Here is a 19,346-nt window from a genome sequence, read left to right as displayed (position 1 = left end):
TCCCGGGCCCGGCCTCCAAGGCGGATACGAAGCTGCGTTGCCGAGACCGTGGCGCGCCGGCACGATCTGGCGCTAATCTGGCGCGCAAGCCGCGGCGGTGAGGAGGACGAGATGACGACCCTGTCAGTATCGAGGAGCGCTCTCCTCGCGATCGCCCTGTCCGCAGCCATCGTGAGCTCTGCAACCGCCCAGAGCCTCGCTCCGGCGCCCGAAGCCGGCACGGGACGCATCGCCAAGACCTCCGGTCACGCCCAGCGCTACATGGTCGCCGCCGCCAATCCACTGGCCACCAATGCCGGCCGCGAGATCCTGCGCGCCGGCGGCAGCGCGGTCGATGCGGCGATCGCAATCCAGCTCGTGCTCAACCTCGTCGAGCCGCAGAGCTCGGGTATCGGCGGCGGCGCCTTCATGGTGCATTGGGACGAGGCCGGCCGGAAGCTCTCGACGCTGGACGGGCGCGAGACCGCGCCGGCGGCGGCAAAGCCGAACCGCTTCATCGGCGCGGACGGCAAGCCGATGAAGTTCATGGAGGCCGTCATCGGCGGCCGCTCGGTCGGCGTGCCCGGCACGCTGAAGCTGCTCGAGGGCGCGCATCAGCGCTGGGGCAAGCTGCCCTGGCCGCAGGTCATCGCGCCGGCGATCAAGCTCGCCGAGGACGGTTTTGCGATTTCGCCGCGCCTCAACGGCCTCCTGGCCGGCGAGAAGGCCTTGATCGCCGACCCGCTCGCCGCCGCCTATTTCTACGAGCCCGACGGCAAGGCCAAGGCCGTCGGCACGATCCTGAAGAACCCGGCCTTCGCCGCGACCTTGCGCGCCATCGCCGAGAACGGCTCGGCCGCCTTCTATGCCGGGCCGATCGCCGAGGACATCGTCGCCAAGGTCACCGGCCACAACAGCAATCCAGGCGACATCACGCTTGCCGACCTCGCCGCCTACAAGATCGAGGAGCGCGAGGCCGTCTGCGGGCTCTACCGCGTCTACCGGATTTGCGGCATGGGTCCGCCGAGCTCCGGCACGATTGCCGTGCAGCAGATGCTCGGCATCCTTGAGACCAAGGATCTGGCGCGCATGGGCCCCGGGCCCGAGGCGGCGCACTGGTTCAGCGAGGCCGGCAGGCTCGCTTTCGCCGATCGCGCGCTCTATCTCGCCGACCCCGCTTTCCTCAGCGTCCCGGTCTCGGGATTGATCGACCGCGACTATATCCGCTCGCGCGCGGGCCTCGTCAGCCCCGACAAATCCATGGGCCGCGCCACGCCCGGCGATCCGCCGCATAAGCGCGCCCAGTTGCTCGCGCCCTCGGACAGCGTCGAGCACGGCACCAGCCATATCTCGGTGATCGACGCCAATGGCGACGCCGTCGCGATGACCACAACGATCGAGGATGGCTTCGGCTCGCGCCTGATGAGCAAGGGCGGCTTCCTGCTCAACAACGAATTGACCGACTTCTCCTTCGCGCCGGAAGAGGACGGCAAACCCGTCGCCAACCGCGTCGAGGCCGGCAAGCGCCCGCGCTCCTCGATGGCGCCGACACTGGTCTTCGACGCCTTCGGCAGGCTCTATGCCGTGGTCGGCTCGCCCGGCGGCAGCCAGATCATCGGCTTCGTCGCCAAGACATTGGTCGCGCTGCTCGACTGGAAGATGGATCCGCAGAATGCCGTCGACCTCGCCAATTTCGGCAGCCGCAACGGCCCCACCGAATTGGAAAAGGGCACCGAAGCCGAGCCCTGGAAGGCCGTGCTGGAGGCGAAGGGCCATGAGGTCCGCCTGCTGGAGATGACCTCGGGCATCCAGGCCATCGTCAAAACGCCGGAAGGGTTCGTCGGCGGCGCCGATGGCCGGCGCGAGGGCGTCGCGATCGGCGATTGAAGCTTCATAGCCTTGTCATGTTTTGGGCGCGTCGGTTTCTCCCCATCAGGAAAACCATCATGCGCTCCCTCTTTCTCGCTGCCCTGACGACAGCCGTGCTCGCCCTCTCCCCGGTTCACGCCGAGGAGGCGAAACCCTTCGCCACGGCCAAGACCATCGACCTCCTGACCCTGCTCAAGCCGCCGCCCGCCAATGATTCGGCCCAGACCCGGGCGGAGCTCGCCGAGGTGCTGAGCATTCAGGTCACGCGCACGCCGGAGATGGAGGCGCAGGCCCAGGCCGATGTCGTCGAGAATGTCTGGCGCTTCGCCAATGTCATGGGACCCAACTTCAAGACCGAGACGCTGCCGGCCTTCTCGGCCTTCTTCGACCGCGTCGTCGCAACCGAAGGCGAGGTCGTCGACCCGGCCAAGGACAGCTGGAAGCGCCCGCGTCCGCATCAGTACAGCCCGCTGGTCAAGCCCGCGGTGAAGCTCTCCAACTCCGGCGCCTACCCCTCGGGCCATACCACTATCGGCACGCTGATGGGCGTCGTCCTGTCGAACATGGTTCCGGAGAAGCGCAACGAGATCATGGCGCGCGCCTGGGCTTATGGCGAAAACCGGATCATCGGCGGCATCCATTTCCGCGCCGATGTCGAGGCCGGCCGCATCGCCGGCACGGTGATCGCCGCCAGGATCATGGAGCAGCCGGATTTTCAGGTTGAATATGCCGCGGCGAAGGCCGAGCTGCGCAAGGTTCTTGGCCTCTAAAGCAGGGGGCGAAGCCTATCGGGGTGGCGCGCCGGCCGGAACCGTCCGGGCGGCGCCCGCCCCACGCCCTGCGATCAGCCAGTAGACGAACCCCGTCGCGGCCCCGATCAGGAACAGGGCGCCGATCACCCGCATCTCGGCCTCGCTCGGCGCGCGCGACAGGCGCAGCATGGCGAGCGGCAGCACGGTCGCCAGCAGGCCGGTGAGCCCGCTCTGGATCAGCCCGCTGCGCAAGCGGAAGAGCTCGCTGAAAACAGCGACCAGCACGACCGGCGCGACGATGATCGCCATGCCAAGCCGCCCGAGCAGGCTGAAGGCGGCCTGCGCCACCGGCGTGGGATCGATGTCGCTTTCGGCCAGGCCGAACAGCGCCTCCGTCAAGCGCTGGAACCCGCCGCCGATCAGAAGCGCAATCTCGGGCGAGACCACGCTGGCGACGAGCATCGCGAACAGCCCCGCCCCCATGGCGACGAGCAAGGCGAAGGGGATCAGCAGCAGCCAGCGCAGCAAGGCGATTATTCCGCAGCGACGGCGGCGGCAGCCGCCGCCTCGTCCTGGTCCAGCATCAGCCTTGCGCGGGCCGAGAGCTTCTCGGTCTCGCTCTTCAGCTGGCCGCAGGCGGCGAGAATGTCGCGCCCGCGCGGGGTGCGCACCGGCGAGGCATAGCCGGCCCGGAAGACGATCTCGGAGAAGCGCTCGATCCGGTCCCAGTCCGAGCACTCATATTTGGTGCCGGGCCAGGGATTGAACGGGATCAGGTTGATCTTGGCCGGAATGCCCTTGAGCAGGCGCACCAGTTCGCGCGCATCGGCGTCGCTGTCATTGACGCCCTTGAGCATGACATATTCGAAGGTGATCCGCTTCGCGTTCGAAACGCCGGGATAGGTCCGGCAGGCCTCGAGCAGTTCGGCGATCGGATACTTCTTGTTCAGCGGCACGAGCTCGTTACGCAATTCGTCGCGCACCGCATGCAGCGAGATCGCCAGCATCGTGCCCATCTCATGCCCAAGCGGGCCGATCTGCGGCACGACGCCGGAGGTCGAGACCGTGATGCGGCGGCGGCCGAGCGACAGCCCCTCATTGTCCGAGATCACGTCGATGGCATCGCGCACGCCGTCGAAATTATAGAGCGGCTCGCCCATGCCCATGAAGACGATGTTGGAAACGAAGCGCCCGCCATCATTGGGCACGAAAGCGCCGTCGGGCTTGCTCCGGTTCGGGAAATCGCCGAGCCGGTCGCGCGCCACCATCAATTGCGCCACGATCTCCTCACAGGTGAGGTTGCGCACGAGGCGCTGCGTGCCGGTGTGGCAGAAGGTGCAGGTCAGCGTGCAGCCGACCTGGCTGGAGACGCAAAGCGTGCCGCGGTCGACCTCGGGAATATAGACGCATTCGATCTCGGCGCCGCGATCGCGTGGGCCGGTCGACGCCATGCGGATCAGCCATTTGCGCGTGCCGTCGGTCGAGACCTGCTCGGCCGTCACCTCCGGCAGATCGAGCGTGAAGCGCTCATCGAGCGCCGCGCGCAAACCCTTGCCGATCGTCGTCATCGCGGAGAAATCGCGGACGCCATAATGGTAGATCCAATTCCAGAGCTGGCCGACGCGCATGCGCCGTTCCTTCTCGGGAACGCCGATCTCGGCCAGCGCCAGCGCCAAGCCGGCGCGCGTGCGCCCGACCAGCGAAACGCGGCTCGTAACAACGGGTTCGGCCGCTGGCGCGGCGGGCTCAAGCACGGACAAGGTCATCGGAACTCTGGCTCGGACGGGCGATCATCGGCCCGAATATCGGCGGCTCATAACACGAGAACGCCCAGCCGCGAAATCACGGTCCGAATACCCGAACAAATCAGTGCGACACAGGGTGGCTGCCGGAATTCGCCAGCGTGAGTCGGCTGGCGCGGATTTCGAGAACCGGAGCGCAACGGACTTCATGTCCGTGAGCACCGGAAGCGCAGAAAGCCGCGTCAGACGGCCGCGCTCGCGGATTCCGGCGCCGCCTTACTTACAAGCGTCTTCGGCGCGCTTGACCGCCTGGTTCATCCCGGCGAGCGAGTATTTGTCGCTGGTCGGATTGCCGCGCTTCGAGGTGCCCTTGACTTCAAGCCCCGAGCCTTTGCGCAGCGCGTCTAACATGCGCGGCTCCTCGGCCGGGTTCTTGAGCCACATGTTCTGGCCCTTCGCCACCAGCGCGAAGCGCTCGGACCCGATGATCGCCTGATGCTCGACATCTTCCTTCAGGTCGAAATTCATCACGAAGCTGATCTCGTTGCGCACGCCCTCGGTCGGGCGGCTGGAGACGAAGAGCAGTCCCTCGATATCCTTGAGGTTGGCGGGCACACGCGTCTCGGCCTTGGAAAGCGCGTAGCAGACCTTCGAGCGCCCTTGCTGCGAGGAAAAGGCCTGCCATTTGCCGGCCGTCTCCAGGAGCATCGCCTGGGCCTGGCCAGCGCTTGCCGATGCGACCGGTGCAGGCTTCGCCTGCGGCTTCGGCTTGGGTTGAGCGGAGGCCGGCACGGCCGCGATCACGCTCGCGGCGAGCAGCGATGCGACGATCATGAGCCGTGAGGCGGCGAATTCGGTGCGGAGCAAACAGAGATTCATAGGCCGCCATCAATCAGCAGAAATCTTAACAGCGTCTCTATTCCCGGGGCATTTGACCCGAGAGTTCAAGATCGCGGAAACGATAGGATGTCACGATCCGGGCGAAAATGCGAATGCCCCACACCCCACCCATGGTTCCGTTCGTCATCTGAGCATGCCACATTCGCGCGCAGCACCATCGCAGCGGTTGGGGAAACGATGAAGGCACTGCTCTGCGACGCCCATGGGCCGGCCGAGACGCTCGTCATCCGCGACATTGCCGAGCCCAGGCCCGGGCCGGGCGAGGTCGTCATCGCGGTCAAGGCAGCCGCGCTCAACTTCTTCGACACGCTGATCATCGAGGGGCGCTACCAGACCAAGCCCGAATTGCCTTTCTCGCCTTCGGCCGAATGCGCCGGCACGATCGCCAGTATCGGCGAGGGCGTCACCGGCTGGCGTGTCGGCGAGCGCGTCGCCGCCTGGCTCGGCCATGGCGCGGCGCGCGAAAGCGTCGTCGTCTCGGCCCAGCAGATCGTGCGCGTGCCCGATGCGCTCGACGACGCCCAGGCGGCGGGGCTGTTCGTCACCTATGGCACGGCGATGCATGGGCTGATCCAGCGCGCCGACCTCAAGGCCGGCGAGACTCTGGCGGTGCTTGGCGCTGCCGGCGGCGCGGGGCTGGCGGCGGTCGAAATCGGTGCGCTGCTCGGCGCCCATGTCATCGCTTGCGCCTCCTCGGCCGAGAAGCTCGCGCTCGCCCGGACGCATGGCGCGCAGGAGGAGCTCGACTACAGCAGCGAGGATCTGAAGGCCGGCCTGCGCCGCCTGAGCGAAGGGCGCGGCGTCGATGTGCTCTACGACACGGTCGGCGGCGAGCTGGCCGAGCCGGCTTTGCGCGCCATGGCCTGGGAAGGGCGGTATCTCGTGGTCGGCTTTGCCGGCGGCGCGATTCCGAAGATCGCGCTTAACCTGCTGTTGCTGAAGGGCTGCGACCTGCGCGGCGTGTTCTGGGGCGAGTTCGTCCGGCGCGAGCCCACCGCGCATCGCCGCAATATGGAGCGCCTGCTGGACTGGGCCGCGAACGGGCATATCCGCGCCCATGTCCACGCCGCCCTGCCATTGGAGCGCTGGGCCGAGGGCTTCGCTTTGATCGGCGACCGCAAGGCCAAGGGCAAGATCATCCTGACGCTGTGAGCCCGCCGTCATTCCGGAGCGACCCGGAATGACGCATCTTTCGACGAACGGCCAGAGCGTTTTCGAGCGAAGTGGACACCGGTTCGCCCGCGGCAAACGCGAAGCGTTTGCGCGGAGAAAACGCGTTAAAACAAAGAGCTGGAGCGGTTGAACGACCCAATCGGATCGGAAACTGCTCTGGCCCCGCCTACAGCTCCGCCAGCGTCCGCTTCGCCTTCTCGCGATGCTCAGGCGTGATCGAGCCAGCGACCGCAGCGAGAGCGGCCGCTATCACCGCCGCATCGTCGGTGAAGCCGATGAAGGGCAGGATGTCGGGAATGGCGTCGAGCGGCAGCACGAAATAGCCGAGCGCCGCCAGAAGCGTCAGCCGCACGCGCCGCGGCGTCGCCGGATCGCGCGTGCAGATCCAGGCTGCCAGCAGATCCTCGGCGAAGGGTACCCGCTTCGCCACGCGCTTGAGCCGGCCCAGAAACTCCGAACCGAAGCGCGCCTCGTCGCGCAGGCTCCGGCGAATCTCCGCCATCTCCTCCGCCGAAAAGCGTGAATGGAACGTGTCGCTCATGCCAGCCCCTCCTCGCGGGCTTTCGATCCAAGCGGCATCGGGATGATGCCGGGCCAGGATCGTTGCAAAATGTGGCCCCAGGCCCAAGGCTGCACAAGGGCCGGCGCAAGAATCTCGCTTGGAGCCGGACGACAGGGCCTCTAAACGCGTTGCCAACGCCATTGCGAACGGGAAACGCCCATGAAACTCGATTCCTCGCTCTCCGCTATCGTCACCGGTGGCGCCTCGGGCCTCGGCGAAGGCACTGCGCGCATGCTTGCAGGCTTCGGCGTCAAGGTCGCGCTCTTGGACCTGAACGCCGAGCGGGGCGAGGCGGTCGCCGCCGAGATCGGCGGGGTCTTTTGCCTTTGCGACGTCACCAATGACGCCTCCGTCGACGCGGCGCTCGCCCAGGCACGGGCCGCCCAGGGCGTCGCCCGCATCATCGTCAACTGTGCCGGCATCGCGCCCGGCCGCCGCGTCATCTCCAGGAAACGCGAGACCGGCGAACTCATCGCCCATGACATGGCGACCTTCGAGAAGGGCCTCGCCATCAACCTGACCGGCACTTTTCGCGTGATCGCGAAATCGGCCGTGGCGCTGGCCGCCCTCGACCCGGTCACTGGGGATGGCGGGCGTGGCGTGATCATCAACACGGCCTCCGTCGCCGCCGAGGACGGCCAGATCGGCCAGGCTTCCTACTCCGCCTCCAAGGCCGGCGTCGTCGGCATGACCCTGCCGATCGCACGCGAACTTGCCGCCTACGGCATCCGCGTGATGACGATCATGCCCGGCCTGTTCGAGACGCCGATGTTCGACGGTCTGCCGGAGGAATCGCGCGCCTCGCTGGGCGCCTCGATCCCCTTCCCCTCACGCCTCGGCAAGGCCGGCGAATATGCCGCCCTGGTCAAGAGCATCATCGAGAACGACATGCTCAACGGCACCGCGATCCGGCTCGACGGCGCGATCCGGCTGGCGGCGAAGTAGAACAATGTGGTGGGCTGCGGTTCATTGCCGTCAGTCCCGGCCGCGGCCATCCTTCGGGATCAGCACCCGGAGGTTCGAATGGATGACATCGTCAACGCCCTGTTGCTGAAAGACGATGCCGTCCTCCTGGCCAGGCGCAGCCCGCATCGAAAAGCTTATCCTGGCCTGTGGAGCTTTCCCGGAGGCCATGTTCAGGCCGGAGAAACGCTGGAACAGGCGCTCATCCGCGAAATTCACGAAGAGATGGGTATCGCGATCCTAGCCTGCGACGCTCTTGGCCGAATCGTCGGCCCGCATACATCGACCGAGCCAGTTGCCTTCCATATCTATGCCGTGAGGAAATGGCAGGGCGAGCCGTGTATCATGGATGATGAGCACACCGAGTTCGGCTGGTTTCGCTTGGAGGAAGCCCTGGCGCTTCCTGACCTTGCCCTTGAGGAGTACCGGCCCTTGCTCGAGTCGCTGCGTTCGGCCGATGCTTGAGCAACGAACGAGCCTCCATCGGTATCCTCAACCGCTACCCTGAACGATCCGGTAGACCTCACCGCGGCTGAGGTCGCGGTAGAGATCCACCCGCTCGCCATTCCAGTGATAGTCGAGATGGCGGCCCTGAACCGGCTTCGAGGCGCCGTCGGGATAGAACAGGCCGACGCAGGCCCCGCCAGCACGGCGAACGCTCGGATAGACCACGCCTTCCGAGCCCGCGGCGCGAAGCGTGTTGCCGAGCTCCTGGCTTTGCGCATAGTCGTCCGGGTCGAGCACCGCGCTGACGGCCGACCCCGGCTTGCGCAGATCATGCAGCCGCGCCTCGACATCGAGCAGGATTTCACGAAATTGCGAGGTCCAGCCCGGCGGCTGCTTCGTCGCGGCCATGAAGCGGCCATGGTGGTGCACCGTCTCGAACAGTGCGACCTCGAAGCTGTCGCCGGCATAGAGCACGCCGAACCCCCCGGTGCTGAAACGGCTCGGCCGGTCCGGGCTGACATGGGTGAAGGGCGCCATCAGCCAGCTCGCGCCCGGGCCCGAGACACGCCTCTCCGGTGGCACGAGCGCGAGATTGCCGACGCTCTCCATCAAACGCGGATTGGTCTTCTGCTCGGCTGCCAGGATCAATGGCCAGTCGGCGGGATCGGCGATGTCCTCGAACAGGTCGATCGGCGGAAACAGGCTGCGGATGATCCGGACCGCCCCCCGCCACACCAGATCGGTGGCGGGGACGGCGCTGACATCGATCACCAGCCGCCCCGTTCATCGTCGAGATAGCGCCTGACCCGCATCAAATCCGTCAATTCGCCGCCGAGCATGACTGCCAGGGCGGTGTGGCCGGAGAAGGCGGCATTGGGCGCCTGGATCCAGTCATAGCCGCGCTGCGGCTCGCGAAAGATCAGGCGCAGCGCCTTGTGGATGCCCATCAGATTGGAGAGCCTCGCCTTGCCGTCGCGCGAGATGCGGCCGATCTCGCCGGCCTTCCAGCGCCGGTAGCTGCGCAAGGGCAGGTCGAGCAGCGTCGCCGCCTGCTCGTCGGTGACGCGCCAGAGCCGGAACAGGTTGATCGCGGCGCGAAACATCGCACCGGCTTCGTCATCCGAAATCGGATCCGGGACAAAGTCGCGCTGTGTCGTCTCGATGCGCTGCAGGGCCGTCATGACGCAATCTCCATTTGGCATCAAATAATACATAAAATGCCAAATGGCAAGATCAAGCCGATGATCGCCCTATCGCCCGAGATGGCGGTCGAAGAATTTGGCGATATCGGTGAAGGCCTCTTTCGTCTCGGGGGCGTTCACATCCCCGCCATACTGGCCATGGCTCTGGCCCTCATAGACGTTGAGGTCGGCAACGACACCGGCGCGCCGCAGCTTGCGATGGGTCCGGACCGTGTTCGACAGGAACAGGTCGCGCGTGCCCGAGGTCAGGATCGTCGGCGGAAAGCCGTGGAAATCGCCATAGATCGGCGAGAGCTGCGGGTCCTTCAGATCGTGGCCATTGGCGTAGAGCAAGGCCGCGTGCCCGAGCCAGCCATCCCAACTCACCAGGACATTGTCGACCCATTCATTGGTGGCGTAGCTGTCGCCGATCTTGGCGATGTCCGACCAGGGCGTGCCAGGCGCGATCGCGGCGGGCAGCGGCAGCTTCTCCGCCTTGGCGCGCAGGACCATGGCGAGCGTCATCGCGCCGCCGGTCGAGGTGCCGAAGATCGCCATGTTGCGGGGCTTGGCCATCTTGGTCGCCGCCTTCCAGACCGCCATGGCGTCATCCATCGCGGCGGGATAAGGCGCATCGGGCGGCATGCGGTAATCGACCGAGATCACCTTGTAGCCGCCGAAGCCGGCGAGCAGGATCGCTTCAGGCAGCGCCGCCTCGCCTGGCCCGAAGACATAGCCGCCGCCATGGACATGAACGAGCAGCCGGTCCCGATTGGCACGCGGGATCGTTCTGGGCGTGACGATGAAGGCCTTCACGCCGCCGATCACGGCGGGCTGGACATCGACCTTCAGCTTCTCCTTCAGCGCCGGCAGGGCGGCGATGGCGAGCTTGGCGCGCCGGTCGACCAATTCCTTCCATTCGGCGGCGCTGTTGGGCGCAGCGTCCATATGCGGCGGGAACGGCAGGGCGATCAGCTTGCGCATCTCCGGGCTGACCTCCTCGGTCGGCACCGGAAAGCTGCGCGGCGGCGTCCTGCGCGGGCCGTCCGCGGCGTTGGCGGCCTTTTGCTCGGCAGCGAAACTGGCCGGTGGTGCAGCCGGCGGGGCCGGAACCGCCTGGGCCCAGGCGGCTATGGGACCGCTGATGGCAAAGATGAGGGCAAGCGACGGAAAACGAAGCGACGGCATGGGCGTTACCTCCGTCTCAGGTCTTGGTTGTCGACAGGTCTTGGTTGTCGAACTGCCTGAGTGAGGTCAGCAGAGCCCCGATATCCGCCGCTCGCAACCTGCGAACCCACCCCGCAGGGCAATGCCACGATGCGCCCATGGCATGGCGCGAGCCGAATTGACGGGAGCAACCAGCTCGCGAGGCGGCCTGCTACTCCTCGGTCTTCGCCGGCTTCAGCTCATGCTTCAGGATCAATGGCGTCTGCGCGAGCGCAAAGGCCATGGTCAGCGGCATCACGCCCCAGACCTTGAAGGCGACCCAGAAATCCTGCGTCTGCGTGCGCCAGACCACCTCGTTCAGGGCTGCCAGCACGAAGAAGAACAGCCCCCAGCGGAAGGTCAGCTTGCGCCAGCCGTCCTCGTCGAGCTGGAGCACCGTCTCCAGCACCAGCGCCAGCAGCGAGCGGCCAAAGAACAGGCCACCCAGCAGCACGCAGCCGAACAGCGCGTTCACGATGGTCGGCTTGACCTTGATGAAGAAGGCATCGTCGAGCGCGATCGTCAGCCCGCCGAAGACACTGACCACCACGGCGTTGACGATCGCCATACGCGGCAGATAGCCCAGCACGATCCGCGATAGCGCCAGTGCGACCAGCGAGGCGGCGATGAAGATACCGGTCGCGACGAAGATGCGCCGGTCCGGCGCGACGCCGAAGAGCCGGTCGCCATAGGAGTTGGCGAAGAAGAAGATCGCCAGCGGCCCGAATTCGAGCGCAAGCTTGAGCAGCGGATTGACGCTTTTGCCCGGCTTCGCCTCGACCACATTCTCGCTCACGCTGCTTCTCCCAATCCCGCGACCGCGCGGGCGAATTCCTGCGCCGAGAACGGCTCCAGATCATCGACGCTCTCGCCGACGCCGATGAAATGCACCGGCAGGCCGAATTTCGCCGCCAGCGCCACCAGGATGCCGCCGCGCGCCGTGCCGTCGAGTTTTGTCATCACCAGCCCCGTCACTCCGGCCGTATCCTGGAACGCTTCGACTTGGCTGATCGCGTTCTGACCCACCGTCGCGTCGAGCACGAGCAGCGCCGCATGCGGGGCTTCCGGATCGAGCTTGCGGATGACGCGGACCACCTTGGCGAGTTCGTCCATCAATCCCGTCTTGTTCTGCAGCCGCCCGGCGGTGTCGACCAGCAGCACGTCCGCCCCTGTGGCCTTGGCCTTCTGCAAGGCCTCGAAAGCGAGCCCCGACGCATCCGCACCCTGCTGGCCGGAGATGACCTCGGCCCCGGTGCGCTCGCCCCAGACCTTGAGCTGCTCGATCGCGGCGGCGCGGAAAGTGTCGCCGGCAGCCAGCATCACCGATTTGCCCTCGGCCCTGAACTTGGCCGCGAGCTTGCCGATCGTCGTCGTCTTGCCCGAACCGTTGACGCCGACCATCAGGATCACGAACGGCTTTTTCGTGGCGTCGATCGCCAGCGGCAGGGCCACGGGGGTGAGGATCGCCTCGACCTCGCGCGCCAGGATCGCCTTCACCTCGGCCGGCTCGATCTGCTTGTCGTAGCGTCCCTCGCCGACCGCCTTGGCGATGCGAGCCGAGGTCGCGAGACCCAGATCGGCCTGGATCAGGATGTCCTCGAGGTCTTCGAGCGTGCCTGCGTCGAGCTTGCGCTTGGTGAAGAGGTCGGTGATCCCGGTGGTGAGCGCCGAGGAGGTCCGCGACAGTCCCTCGGTCAGCCTGCGCCACCAGCTCCGCTTCGGCTCCGGCGCGGCGACCACTGGCGGGGAGGCCATGACTGGAGGTGCCGTGACTGGGGGCGCCATGACCGGAGGGGCCTGCACCGGCGCGGGCTCGGGCATCGCGATCGGCAAGGGCGCCGCCTCGCCCATCAGCAGGTCGGGCGCGATCAGCGCGTCAGGTTCCGGCTCCGGCGGTGCCTGCGTGACGGGCGCGCCGGGCTGCTCCGCCGGCTTCGCCTGCTCGTCCTCACCGCCGAAAAGCCTGGAAAAGAAACCGCGTTTCTTCGGTTGCGTCTCGCTCATCATCCGTCCTGTCGTCCGACCATGCCGCGCCTCGAGGTTGCGTCGTCCGGCCGCGTTCGCTAGCGCAATGCCATGACCGCGCCCGATCAACCAGAAATTTCGCAAGGAACGCCGGATTCCGAGCTTCCCGTGCCGCTGCTCTATCGCGACGCGATGATGCTGGTCATCGACAAGCCGGCGGGCCTGCCCTCGCATCGCGGTCCCCAGGCCAAGCGCCGCGTCATCCCGGTTCTCACCGATCACCTCGACGCGCTGCGCTTCGGCCTGCCGCGCCGGCCCGAGGCCGCGCATCGGCTCGACAAGGATACCTCCGGCTGCCTCGTGCTCGGCCGCCATCCCCGCGCCATGGCCGAACTCAACCAGATGTTCCGTGAGGGCCGCATCGACAAGACCTATTGGGCGATCGTGCAGGGGGATCCCGCTCACAATGAGGGCCTGATCGACTTGGCGCTGGGCAAGCGCGCGCCCGATCGCGGCTGGTGGATGAAGGTCGATCCCGAAGGCTTGCCCTCGCAGACACGTTTCCGTGTGCTCGGGCGTGGCGTCGACGAGACCGGGCCGCTCGCCTGGCTCGCTTTGGAGCCCCTGACCGGCCGCACCCATCAATTGCGCGTGCATTGCGCGGCGTCCGGCTGGCCCATGCTCGGCGACGAAATCTACGGCACGGCGCCACGCGAGGGTGGGCCGGGGCTGCAATTGCATGCTCGCAGCATCACGATCCCGCTCTACCGCAAACGCGCGCCGATCCATGTCGAAGCCCCGCCGCCGGAGCATATGCAGGCAGCGCTTTCGCTCTGCGGCTGGACGAAATCTTTTACAAAATCCTAATGCCGGTCCTCGGCTACCGGAGGTTGCGGGAAACCCTTCCCTAACGTGTACCCATTAAAACCCCCCGGACATCAAAGCCGGGCGGGGCCATGCATCAGATAATCAGCGCAGCCGACACTCCTATGTCGGTTGTTCCAACTGCACGTCCTCTTCTGACATTGCCCGAAGCGCGCTCCCGCTGCGCAGGCCAAACCGGAACAGCGCTGTCGATCCTGCTCGGCTGGGTCGAGAGCTATCTGATGAGCGCTCATGCCGATCTCGGCCGCACCGGCGCGGTCTGTCCCTTCACCCGTCAGGCCGCCAAGCTCGACACGGTGCGTCTCAGCATCAGCGATGCCGGCCCCGAGGACGAAGAGGCGGTCTTCACGCTGCTTCGCGACGGCTTCAAGGCGCTGAACGCGATTCCCGCCAAGCCCGCTATGGCGCATTTCCGCACCGTGATCATCGGCTTTCCCGCCTGCGCCGCGCCGGACGGCATCGCGATGCTCAAGCGCATCCAGAAGCGCCACAGATTCTATTCGCTCGCCCGCAACCGCATGATCGGGCTGATGTATGCCGATTCCGACGCGCCGGGACTGTGGAATCCCGAATTCCGGCCGCTGCGCGCACCTTTGCCGGTGCTCGCCATCCGCCACATGGTCGAGCAGGACGCCCCCTTCGCAGCGCGCCATCCGCTCCTGCTGGTGCCTTATCTCGCGCGCTTTCCGCTGGCGGGCGTGAAACGATTGATCTCGCATGTCCGGGCCGGCGCCTGATGGCCGTCCTCACCGCGCTTCGTACCAAATGCAGCGAGCTCTCCGCGCCGAGCATGGCTGCCCCGACCACGCGCGACGGTGCGCTCACCATCGACATCGTCAGCGGGCATGACGGCTTCCTGGCGCTGCAGCCCGAATGGGACGCGCTCTTCGCCCGCGCCGCTTTGCCGCAGCAGGTCTTCCAGAGCCATGTCTTCCTGCGCCATTGGGCGCGGCACTACCTCGAAACCGACAGCCGCCTCAGCATCGTCACGGCCAGGCGCGGAGGCCGGCTCGTCATGGTCTGGCCGCTGATCGCTCAACGCCGCTTCGGTATGACCATGCTGCGCTTCATGGGCGTGCCTGTCGCGCAGTTCGGCGATGTGCTGGTCGAGCGCGATGGCCACCAAGCGGAGCTGTTGCAGGCCGGCTGGGCGGCGGTCCGCACGCTGCGCGCCGACCTGTTTGAATTGCGCAAGCTGCGCACCGATGCCGCCCTTGCCCCCGCCGGAATGCCGGTTGACGCGATCCTGCTCGAGCAGCGCGAGGCGCCTTACGCCGATCTCGACCTGCGCGTCGGCCGGGAGGGCCCCAGCGCCGTCTACGCCGCGCGCGAACGCTCGAACCATCGCAGACGCTTGCGCCGTTTGAGCGAGCGCGGCGACATCTGCTTTGCGACGCTGGGCCCCGGCCCGGAGGCCGCAGGGCTCGCCGCCGAGGCGATCGCGATGAAGCAGATGGCGCTGACCCGGCACGGCATTGTCGCACCGACCGTCGCCGATCCGCGCTTTGCCGCCTTTTTCCATGATCTCGCCGGCGACGCCGAGGGCGGCTCGCCGCTCCGGATCGCCGTGATTCGCTGCGATGACCAGGCGATCGGCATCGACCTCGCGCTCGACTGCAAGCAGGTGAGCTTCGGCCATGTCATCGCGACCCATCCCGACCATGAGCGGGGCGGCGTCGGCGGCATCCTGGTGCATCGCAGCTTCGCTGCCGCCAAGGCGCGCGGCAACACGCTGTTCGATCTGCTGGCCCCGGCCGACGCGTACAAGCTGGAGCATGCCGACGGGCTGACCGTAGTGAGCGATGCGATGCTGCCGCTGTCCTGGCAGGGCCGGCTGGTCTGCCGGCTCGGATTGCGCCATCTGCGCCCGGCGCTGCGGGCCGCCGTCCGGAGCCTGCCGGAGCCGGTAACCCGCCGCCTCGCCGCCTGGTCGAACACCGGCAAGAGCTAAACACTGGCAAGAGTTGACGAGTTCAGCCTTGTCCAGGATGACGGCGCGGTTCTGATGGGTCTCAGCCCGCCAGCGCGTCCATGGCGCGGGCGAGCTTGACGTCGAGCTCGGTCAGGCCGCCGGCGTCATGCGTTGCCAGCGTGACCTCGACGGTCTTGTAGACATTCGACCATTCCGGATGATGGTCCATCTTCTCCGCCAGCAGCGCGACGCGTGTCATCCAGCCGAAGGCCTCGTTGAAATCACGAAAGATGAAGCGCTTCGTGATCGCCTCGCGCCCCTCGACGAGCCGCCAGCCGGTCAATGTCATCAGCGCCTCGTTGCGGGCCTCCGCGCCCAATCGCTTCGGCATCGTCATCTCCGCTGGAAACCGGTCTGGGACAGCCGGTTGGGGTAGGCCGGCCCAAGCGGATAGGCCGCCTCCAGCACATAGGGACCGCCGCCGACCGAATCGCGCGACGACATCAGCGCCAGCCGCCGGGTCGTGAAGCTGATCGGCCGGACGATCGGGTGCTGGCTGAGATAATGCGCGACATCGATCGGGGAGGCGTCCCGCAGCCGTGCCAGGGTGACGTGCGGCACGAATTTGCGCGCCTCCGGCGGCAGGCCGAGCCGGCGCATCAAGCGCTCGATATCGGCCTGGAGTTCGCTCAGCTTCTGGCTCGGCTGGACCCGGGCGAAGACCGCGCGCGGCTTGTCGCCGCCGAAGCTGCCGAGCGAATCGAGCGTCACCTGGAAGGGATAGGATTGCAGATCGGCCAGAAAGCTATCGACGTCATTGGCCATGCGGCGATCGATATCGCCGAGGAAACGCAAGGTGATGTGATAATCGGCCGGCTCGATCCAGCGCGCACCGACGAGCCCGCCTCGATGCAGCGTCAACACCGAGGCAACCTCGGCGGGTATTTCCAGAGCTGTGAACAGCCTCGGCATGACGAATCAGTGCCAGTTTTTTGTGACTCTGGCGAGACGAAAAGCCAGGCAAGCACCGCCTTCGTCCACAAGGCAGCGTTGCCCACCCGTCATGCCGCCTCTGTGGCGAGCACCCACGCCTTGAAACACCTCGCGGCGAGAGGAGCCGCCATGGTAGGGGCAAGCCCGACCATGGCGGCAAAATGCGGGGCCGATGCCCCTTTTCAGGGGCAGGGGTTGCCGACGAGCTGGTGGATCGCGTCGATCTTGGCCTCGAGTTCGGGCGAGAGCGTGACGCCGATCGAGGCGATGTTGGTCTTCAACTGGTCCATCTTGGTCGCGCCGATGATGTTGGCCGTCACGAAGGAGCGCGAATTGACGAAGGCCAGCGCCATCTGCGCCGGATCGAGCCCTGCCTCGCGGGCAAGCCCGACATAGCGCTTGATCGCATCCTCCGCGCCTGCCGTCTCATAGCGCTGCGCCCGATTGAACAGGGTGGTGCGGGCTCCGGCCGGGCGCGCGCCATCGAGATATTTGCCGGTGAGGAAACCCTGAGCCAACGGCGAATAAGCGAGCAAACCGACATCCTCGCGGATGGCGACCTCGGCCAGCGCCGTCTCGAAGGTGCGATTCAGCAGGCTGTAGGCGTTCTGGATCGACTGGACCCTCGGGCCGCCGCGCGTTTCCGAATCGCGCACGAAGCTCATCGTGCCCCAGGCGCTCTCATTGGAAAGGCCGAGATGGCGGATCTTGCCGGCCTTGATGACCTCGGCGAAAGCGTCGAGCTGTTCGGCGATCGGCGTTTCGTCGGCCGGCTTTTCGAAGGCCGCCTTGCTGAAGCGCGTCGGGTTCGAGCCCCAGGGCATTGGCCGCTCGGGAAAATGGATCTGGTAGAGGTCGATATAGTCGGTCTGAAGCCGCGCCAGGCTCTTGTCGACCGCCTCGAAGATCTGCTTGCGGGTAACGCGCGTCGGGCCCTTGTCGTCGCGCAGCCAGTCGCTGGTGCCGCGCCCGACGACCTTGGAGGCGAGGATCACCTTGTCGCGATTGCCCCTGGCCTTGAACCAGTTGCCGATGATCCGCTCGGTCGAGCCCTGCGTCTCCGCCTTGGGCGGGATCGAGTACATTTCGGCGGTGTCGAAGAAGTTCACGCCCTGGTCGAGGGCGTAGTCCATCTGTTCATGGCCTTCGGCCTGCGTGTTCTGCTCGCCATAGGTCATGGTTCCAAGGCAGATCACCGAGACCTTGAGATCGGTGCGCCCGAGACGACGGTATTCCATGGCGATGCAACTCCGAGAAAAGACCGGCGAGCAGGCGCGCGCCGCGAGGAAGGCAAAACGGAAAAGGCGGGCAAGACGAAATAGGAGGGAAGCGATTTTCGGGCCGAGAACCGCGCTCAGGATTTGGCGGGCAGCGTCGCGAGGAAGCGCTCGACAGTCGGCAGGATGCGCTGGACGATGACGCGGACGCCTTCTGGGGTGGGATGAAGCAGATCGGCCTGGTTCAGCGCGCGGTCGCCTGCGATGCCGTCCAGGAAAAACGGGTAAAGCACCAGTCCATGCGCCTGCGCAAGCCGTGGGAACATGGCGTCGAAACGGCCCGTATAATCCGGCCCGAGATTGCGCGGCGCATACATGCCCGCCAGCAGCACGGCGATGTTGCGCGCCTTCAACCGTGTGACGATCGCATCCAGCGCCTTCTCGGTGATCGCCGGATCGATGCCGCGCAGCGCGTCATTGGCGCCGAGTTCGAGGATGACGCCGTCGGTCCCGTCGGGAACCGACCAGTCCAGTCGCTCCAGCCCGCCCGAGGCGGTATCGCCGGAGACGCCGGCATTGCTGATCTCCACCTGAACGCCCTTCTGGCGCAGGGCTTGCTCCAGCACGGCGGGAAAGGCGGCGCTGCCGGGCAGGCCGTAGCCGGCCGACAGGCTGTCCCCGAACGCGACGAGCTTGAGCGGGCGGGGCGGTGTCTGGGCCATAGTCGCGACCGGAAGCAGCATGAGACAGAACAGAAAAACCGCGGCAAGCGATTGGACAAGCGCATGGGCACGCCCATATCGCCCCGGAATGGGGTGCGCTGCGGTACCGCCCCACTCGCTCCATGATGCGGTGCGAGAGGGTCTGATGGAACGCGAAGTCAGGATCATGTCACGATGAGCGAAAAGCCCGCCCCGGCGATCGAATTGCAGGATGTCCACCTTAGTCTGGGGCGTGCGGCCGCCCGCGTCCATATCCTGAAGGGTGTTTCTTTGTCGCTGCCCTCGGGCGAGGCGACAGGGCTCGTTGGTCCCTCCGGCTCCGGCAAGTCCACGCTCCTCATGACCATGGCCGGACTGGAGCGCCCCGATTCCGGCATCGTCAAGGTCGCGGGCCAGGATCTCGGCAGCCTGAACGAGGACGGCCTTGCCCTGTTCCGCGGCAAACGCATCGGCATCGTCTTCCAGTCCTTCCACCTCGTCCCGACCATGACGGCGCGTGAAAATGTCGCGCTGCCGCTGGAACTGGCCGGCGCCAACGACGCCTTTGCCCGCGCCGAGGCGGAATTGCGCAATGTCGGCCTCGGCGATCGCATGGACCATTACCCTGCCCAGCTCTCGGGCGGCGAGCAGCAGCGCGTCGCGATCGCGCGTGCGGTCGCGCCCGATCCGGCAATCCTGGTCGCCGACGAGCCGACCGGCAATCTCGACGAAAGCACCGGCCGCTCGATCGTCGACCTGATCTTCGCGCTCCGGCGCGAGCGCGGCGCGACGCTTGTGCTGGTCACGCATGACCTGTCGCTTGCCGCCCTTTGCGACAAGACGATCCGCCTGCGCGCCGGGCGGATCGAAGCCGATGCCGATCTGGCGGTCGCCTGATC

Annotated in this window: 22 protein-coding genes; 9 read left to right on the top strand and 13 right to left on the bottom strand. The window is 66.5% G+C overall.

All coding sequences use genetic code 11. The features are described 5' to 3' along the window. Positions 1-111 precede the first annotated feature (111 nt). Both ggt and J2Y55_RS28725 read left to right on the top strand, forming a co-directional pair. A complete protein-coding gene (gene ggt, locus J2Y55_RS28730; RefSeq protein WP_310160148.1) occupies positions 112-1,866 on the top strand; it encodes a gamma-glutamyltransferase in 1,755 nt (584 codons plus the stop codon). Between the two features lie 59 nt (positions 1,867-1,925). Then, on the top strand, positions 1,926-2,618 hold the full coding sequence (locus J2Y55_RS28725; protein ID WP_310160145.1) for an acid phosphatase: 693 nt from the start codon (positions 1,926-1,928) through the stop codon (positions 2,616-2,618). A 15-nt stretch (positions 2,619-2,633) separates the two neighbouring features. On the opposite strand, the gene J2Y55_RS28720 is transcribed toward J2Y55_RS28725, so the two are convergent. From J2Y55_RS28720 to J2Y55_RS28710, 3 genes are all read right to left on the bottom strand, one after another. Next, positions 2,634-3,128 (bottom strand): hypothetical protein, encoded by a 495-nt coding sequence (locus J2Y55_RS28720; RefSeq protein ID WP_310160142.1) that lies wholly within the window; start codon positions 3,126-3,128, stop codon positions 2,634-2,636. A 5-nt stretch (positions 3,129-3,133) separates the two neighbouring features. After that, the gene (gene rlmN, locus J2Y55_RS28715; RefSeq protein WP_404979061.1) at positions 3,134-4,366 is read right to left on the bottom strand and encodes a dual-specificity RNA methyltransferase RlmN; all 1,233 of its coding nucleotides are present in this window, start codon (positions 4,364-4,366) and stop codon (positions 3,134-3,136) included. A gap of 252 nt (positions 4,367-4,618) precedes the next feature. After that, the gene (locus tag J2Y55_RS28710) at positions 4,619-5,221 is read right to left on the bottom strand and encodes a hypothetical protein (protein ID WP_310160137.1); all 603 of its coding nucleotides are present in this window, start codon (positions 5,219-5,221) and stop codon (positions 4,619-4,621) included. A gap of 198 nt (positions 5,222-5,419) precedes the next feature. Between J2Y55_RS28710 and J2Y55_RS28705 the strand changes: the two genes are divergently transcribed. Beyond that, positions 5,420-6,394, top strand: coding sequence for an NADPH:quinone oxidoreductase family protein (locus tag J2Y55_RS28705; RefSeq protein WP_310160135.1), 975 nt, complete (start codon positions 5,420-5,422; stop codon positions 6,392-6,394). 187 nt (positions 6,395-6,581) lie between these two features. Here the strand turns inward: J2Y55_RS28705 and J2Y55_RS28700 are convergent, their stop codons facing one another. Next, complete coding sequence (locus J2Y55_RS28700) at positions 6,582-6,956, bottom strand: YkvA family protein (protein ID WP_310160134.1); 375 nt, start codon at positions 6,954-6,956, stop codon at positions 6,582-6,584. Between the two features lie 180 nt (positions 6,957-7,136). Here J2Y55_RS28700 and J2Y55_RS28695 point away from each other — a divergent pair, with 180 nt between their 5' ends. Both J2Y55_RS28695 and J2Y55_RS28690 read left to right on the top strand, forming a co-directional pair. Next, positions 7,137-7,922, top strand: a complete 786-nt coding sequence (locus J2Y55_RS28695; RefSeq protein WP_310160132.1) for an SDR family NAD(P)-dependent oxidoreductase — start codon at positions 7,137-7,139, stop codon at positions 7,920-7,922. Between the two features lie 78 nt (positions 7,923-8,000). After that, positions 8,001-8,405: an NUDIX domain-containing protein gene (locus tag J2Y55_RS28690; protein WP_310160131.1), complete on the top strand. Its 405-nt coding sequence runs from the start codon at positions 8,001-8,003 to the stop codon at positions 8,403-8,405. Positions 8,406-8,432: 27 nt separating this feature from the next. On the opposite strand, the gene J2Y55_RS28685 is transcribed toward J2Y55_RS28690, so the two are convergent. The 5 genes from J2Y55_RS28685 to ftsY all read right to left on the bottom strand — a co-directional run bounded on the left by J2Y55_RS28685 (position 8,433) and on the right by ftsY (position 12,781). Next, positions 8,433-9,161 carry an RES family NAD+ phosphorylase gene (locus J2Y55_RS28685; RefSeq protein WP_404979064.1) on the bottom strand — a complete coding sequence of 243 codons (729 nt, stop codon included), beginning with the start codon at positions 9,159-9,161 and terminating at the stop codon, positions 8,433-8,435. After that, on the bottom strand, positions 9,155-9,568 hold the full coding sequence (locus J2Y55_RS28680; protein ID WP_069689042.1) for an MbcA/ParS/Xre antitoxin family protein: 414 nt from the start codon (positions 9,566-9,568) through the stop codon (positions 9,155-9,157). The genes J2Y55_RS28685 and J2Y55_RS28680 overlap by 7 nt, the downstream gene beginning before the upstream one ends. A 69-nt stretch (positions 9,569-9,637) precedes the next feature. Further along, a complete protein-coding gene (locus tag J2Y55_RS28675) occupies positions 9,638-10,756 on the bottom strand; it encodes an alpha/beta hydrolase (RefSeq protein ID WP_310160127.1) in 1,119 nt (372 codons plus the stop codon). A gap of 190 nt (positions 10,757-10,946) precedes the next feature. After that, positions 10,947-11,570, bottom strand: coding sequence for a septation protein A (locus tag J2Y55_RS28670; protein WP_310160126.1), 624 nt, complete (start codon positions 11,568-11,570; stop codon positions 10,947-10,949). Continuing rightward, complete coding sequence (gene ftsY, locus J2Y55_RS28665; protein WP_310160125.1) at positions 11,567-12,781, bottom strand: signal recognition particle-docking protein FtsY; 1,215 nt, start codon at positions 12,779-12,781, stop codon at positions 11,567-11,569. Before ftsY ends, J2Y55_RS28670 begins: the two co-directional genes overlap by 4 nt. A 69-nt stretch (positions 12,782-12,850) precedes the next feature. On the opposite strand from ftsY, the gene J2Y55_RS28660 reads away from it, so the two are divergent. The 3 genes from J2Y55_RS28660 (at position 12,851) to J2Y55_RS28650 (ending at position 15,575) form a co-directional block, all read left to right on the top strand. After that, on the top strand, positions 12,851-13,606 hold the full coding sequence (locus J2Y55_RS28660; RefSeq protein ID WP_310160123.1) for an RluA family pseudouridine synthase: 756 nt from the start codon (positions 12,851-12,853) through the stop codon (positions 13,604-13,606). Positions 13,607-13,695: 89 nt separating this feature from the next. Next, positions 13,696-14,361 (top strand): DUF6875 domain-containing protein, encoded by a 666-nt coding sequence (locus tag J2Y55_RS28655; protein WP_404979060.1) that lies wholly within the window; start codon positions 13,696-13,698, stop codon positions 14,359-14,361. A gap of 53 nt (positions 14,362-14,414) precedes the next feature. Beyond that, the gene (locus J2Y55_RS28650) at positions 14,415-15,575 is read left to right on the top strand and encodes a GNAT family N-acetyltransferase (RefSeq protein ID WP_310160121.1); all 1,161 of its coding nucleotides are present in this window, start codon (positions 14,415-14,417) and stop codon (positions 15,573-15,575) included. Between the two features lie 61 nt (positions 15,576-15,636). Here J2Y55_RS28650 and J2Y55_RS28645 read toward each other — a convergent pair whose 3' ends face one another. The 4 genes from J2Y55_RS28645 to J2Y55_RS28630 all read right to left on the bottom strand — a co-directional run bounded on the left by J2Y55_RS28645 (position 15,637) and on the right by J2Y55_RS28630 (position 18,489). After that, positions 15,637-15,927: a 4a-hydroxytetrahydrobiopterin dehydratase gene (locus J2Y55_RS28645; protein ID WP_310160119.1), complete on the bottom strand. Its 291-nt coding sequence runs from the start codon at positions 15,925-15,927 to the stop codon at positions 15,637-15,639. A 2-nt stretch (positions 15,928-15,929) separates the two neighbouring features. Further along, positions 15,930-16,508 carry an RNA 2',3'-cyclic phosphodiesterase gene (gene thpR / locus J2Y55_RS28640; protein WP_310160116.1) on the bottom strand — a complete coding sequence of 193 codons (579 nt, stop codon included), beginning with the start codon at positions 16,506-16,508 and terminating at the stop codon, positions 15,930-15,932. Positions 16,509-16,711: 203 nt separating this feature from the next. Beyond that, on the bottom strand, positions 16,712-17,767 hold the full coding sequence (locus J2Y55_RS28635; protein WP_310160114.1) for an aldo/keto reductase: 1,056 nt from the start codon (positions 17,765-17,767) through the stop codon (positions 16,712-16,714). A 116-nt stretch (positions 17,768-17,883) separates the two neighbouring features. Further along, entirely contained in the window at positions 17,884-18,489 is a 606-nt protein-coding gene (locus tag J2Y55_RS28630; protein WP_310160112.1) for an arylesterase, read from the bottom strand. A gap of 153 nt (positions 18,490-18,642) precedes the next feature. Here J2Y55_RS28630 and J2Y55_RS28625 point away from each other — a divergent pair, with 153 nt between their 5' ends. After that, positions 18,643-19,344, top strand: coding sequence for an ABC transporter ATP-binding protein (locus J2Y55_RS28625; protein ID WP_310160111.1), 702 nt, complete (start codon positions 18,643-18,645; stop codon positions 19,342-19,344). Positions 19,345-19,346 lie beyond the last annotated feature (2 nt).

Origin of the sequence: Allobosea sp. BE125 (assembly GCF_031456075.1) — a bacterium.
In the GTDB taxonomy this organism is placed as follows: Bacteria; Pseudomonadota; Alphaproteobacteria; order Rhizobiales; family Beijerinckiaceae; genus Allobosea.
Note: the sequence above shows the minus strand (reverse complement) of the source record. Positions and strands in the feature narration are given on the sequence as shown.

What these genes read in the sequence shown, in the direction of transcription:
- ggt (WP_310160148.1), top strand. Translation starts at nt 112, where the DNA reads ATGACGACCCTGTCAGTATCGAGGAGCGCTCTCCTCGCGATCGCCCTG.
- J2Y55_RS28725 (WP_310160145.1), top strand. Translation starts at nt 1,926, where the DNA reads ATGCGCTCCCTCTTTCTCGCTGCCCTGACGACAGCCGTGCTCGCCCTC.
- rlmN (WP_404979061.1), bottom strand. Translation starts at nt 4,366, where the DNA reads ATGACCTTGTCCGTGCTTGAGCCCGCCGCGCCAGCGGCCGAACCCGTT.
- J2Y55_RS28710 (WP_310160137.1), bottom strand. Translation starts at nt 5,221, where the DNA reads ATGAATCTCTGTTTGCTCCGCACCGAATTCGCCGCCTCACGGCTCATG.
- J2Y55_RS28705 (WP_310160135.1), top strand. Translation starts at nt 5,420, where the DNA reads ATGAAGGCACTGCTCTGCGACGCCCATGGGCCGGCCGAGACGCTCGTC.
- J2Y55_RS28700 (WP_310160134.1), bottom strand. Translation starts at nt 6,956, where the DNA reads ATGAGCGACACGTTCCATTCACGCTTTTCGGCGGAGGAGATGGCGGAG.
- J2Y55_RS28695 (WP_310160132.1), top strand. Translation starts at nt 7,137, where the DNA reads ATGAAACTCGATTCCTCGCTCTCCGCTATCGTCACCGGTGGCGCCTCG.
- J2Y55_RS28690 (WP_310160131.1), top strand. Translation starts at nt 8,001, where the DNA reads ATGGATGACATCGTCAACGCCCTGTTGCTGAAAGACGATGCCGTCCTC.
- J2Y55_RS28680 (WP_069689042.1), bottom strand. Translation starts at nt 9,568, where the DNA reads ATGACGGCCCTGCAGCGCATCGAGACGACACAGCGCGACTTTGTCCCG.
- J2Y55_RS28675 (WP_310160127.1), bottom strand. Translation starts at nt 10,756, where the DNA reads ATGCCGTCGCTTCGTTTTCCGTCGCTTGCCCTCATCTTTGCCATCAGC.
- ftsY (WP_310160125.1), bottom strand. Translation starts at nt 12,781, where the DNA reads ATGATGAGCGAGACGCAACCGAAGAAACGCGGTTTCTTTTCCAGGCTT.
- J2Y55_RS28660 (WP_310160123.1), top strand. Translation starts at nt 12,851, where the DNA reads ATGACCGCGCCCGATCAACCAGAAATTTCGCAAGGAACGCCGGATTCC.
- J2Y55_RS28655 (WP_404979060.1), top strand. Translation starts at nt 13,696, where the DNA reads ATGCATCAGATAATCAGCGCAGCCGACACTCCTATGTCGGTTGTTCCA.
- J2Y55_RS28650 (WP_310160121.1), top strand. Translation starts at nt 14,415, where the DNA reads ATGGCTGCCCCGACCACGCGCGACGGTGCGCTCACCATCGACATCGTC.
- J2Y55_RS28645 (WP_310160119.1), bottom strand. Translation starts at nt 15,927, where the DNA reads ATGCCGAAGCGATTGGGCGCGGAGGCCCGCAACGAGGCGCTGATGACA.
- thpR (WP_310160116.1), bottom strand. Translation starts at nt 16,508, where the DNA reads ATGCCGAGGCTGTTCACAGCTCTGGAAATACCCGCCGAGGTTGCCTCG.
- J2Y55_RS28635 (WP_310160114.1), bottom strand. Translation starts at nt 17,767, where the DNA reads ATGGAATACCGTCGTCTCGGGCGCACCGATCTCAAGGTCTCGGTGATC.
- J2Y55_RS28630 (WP_310160112.1), bottom strand. Translation starts at nt 18,489, where the DNA reads ATGCTGCTTCCGGTCGCGACTATGGCCCAGACACCGCCCCGCCCGCTC.
- J2Y55_RS28625 (WP_310160111.1), top strand. Translation starts at nt 18,643, where the DNA reads ATGAGCGAAAAGCCCGCCCCGGCGATCGAATTGCAGGATGTCCACCTT.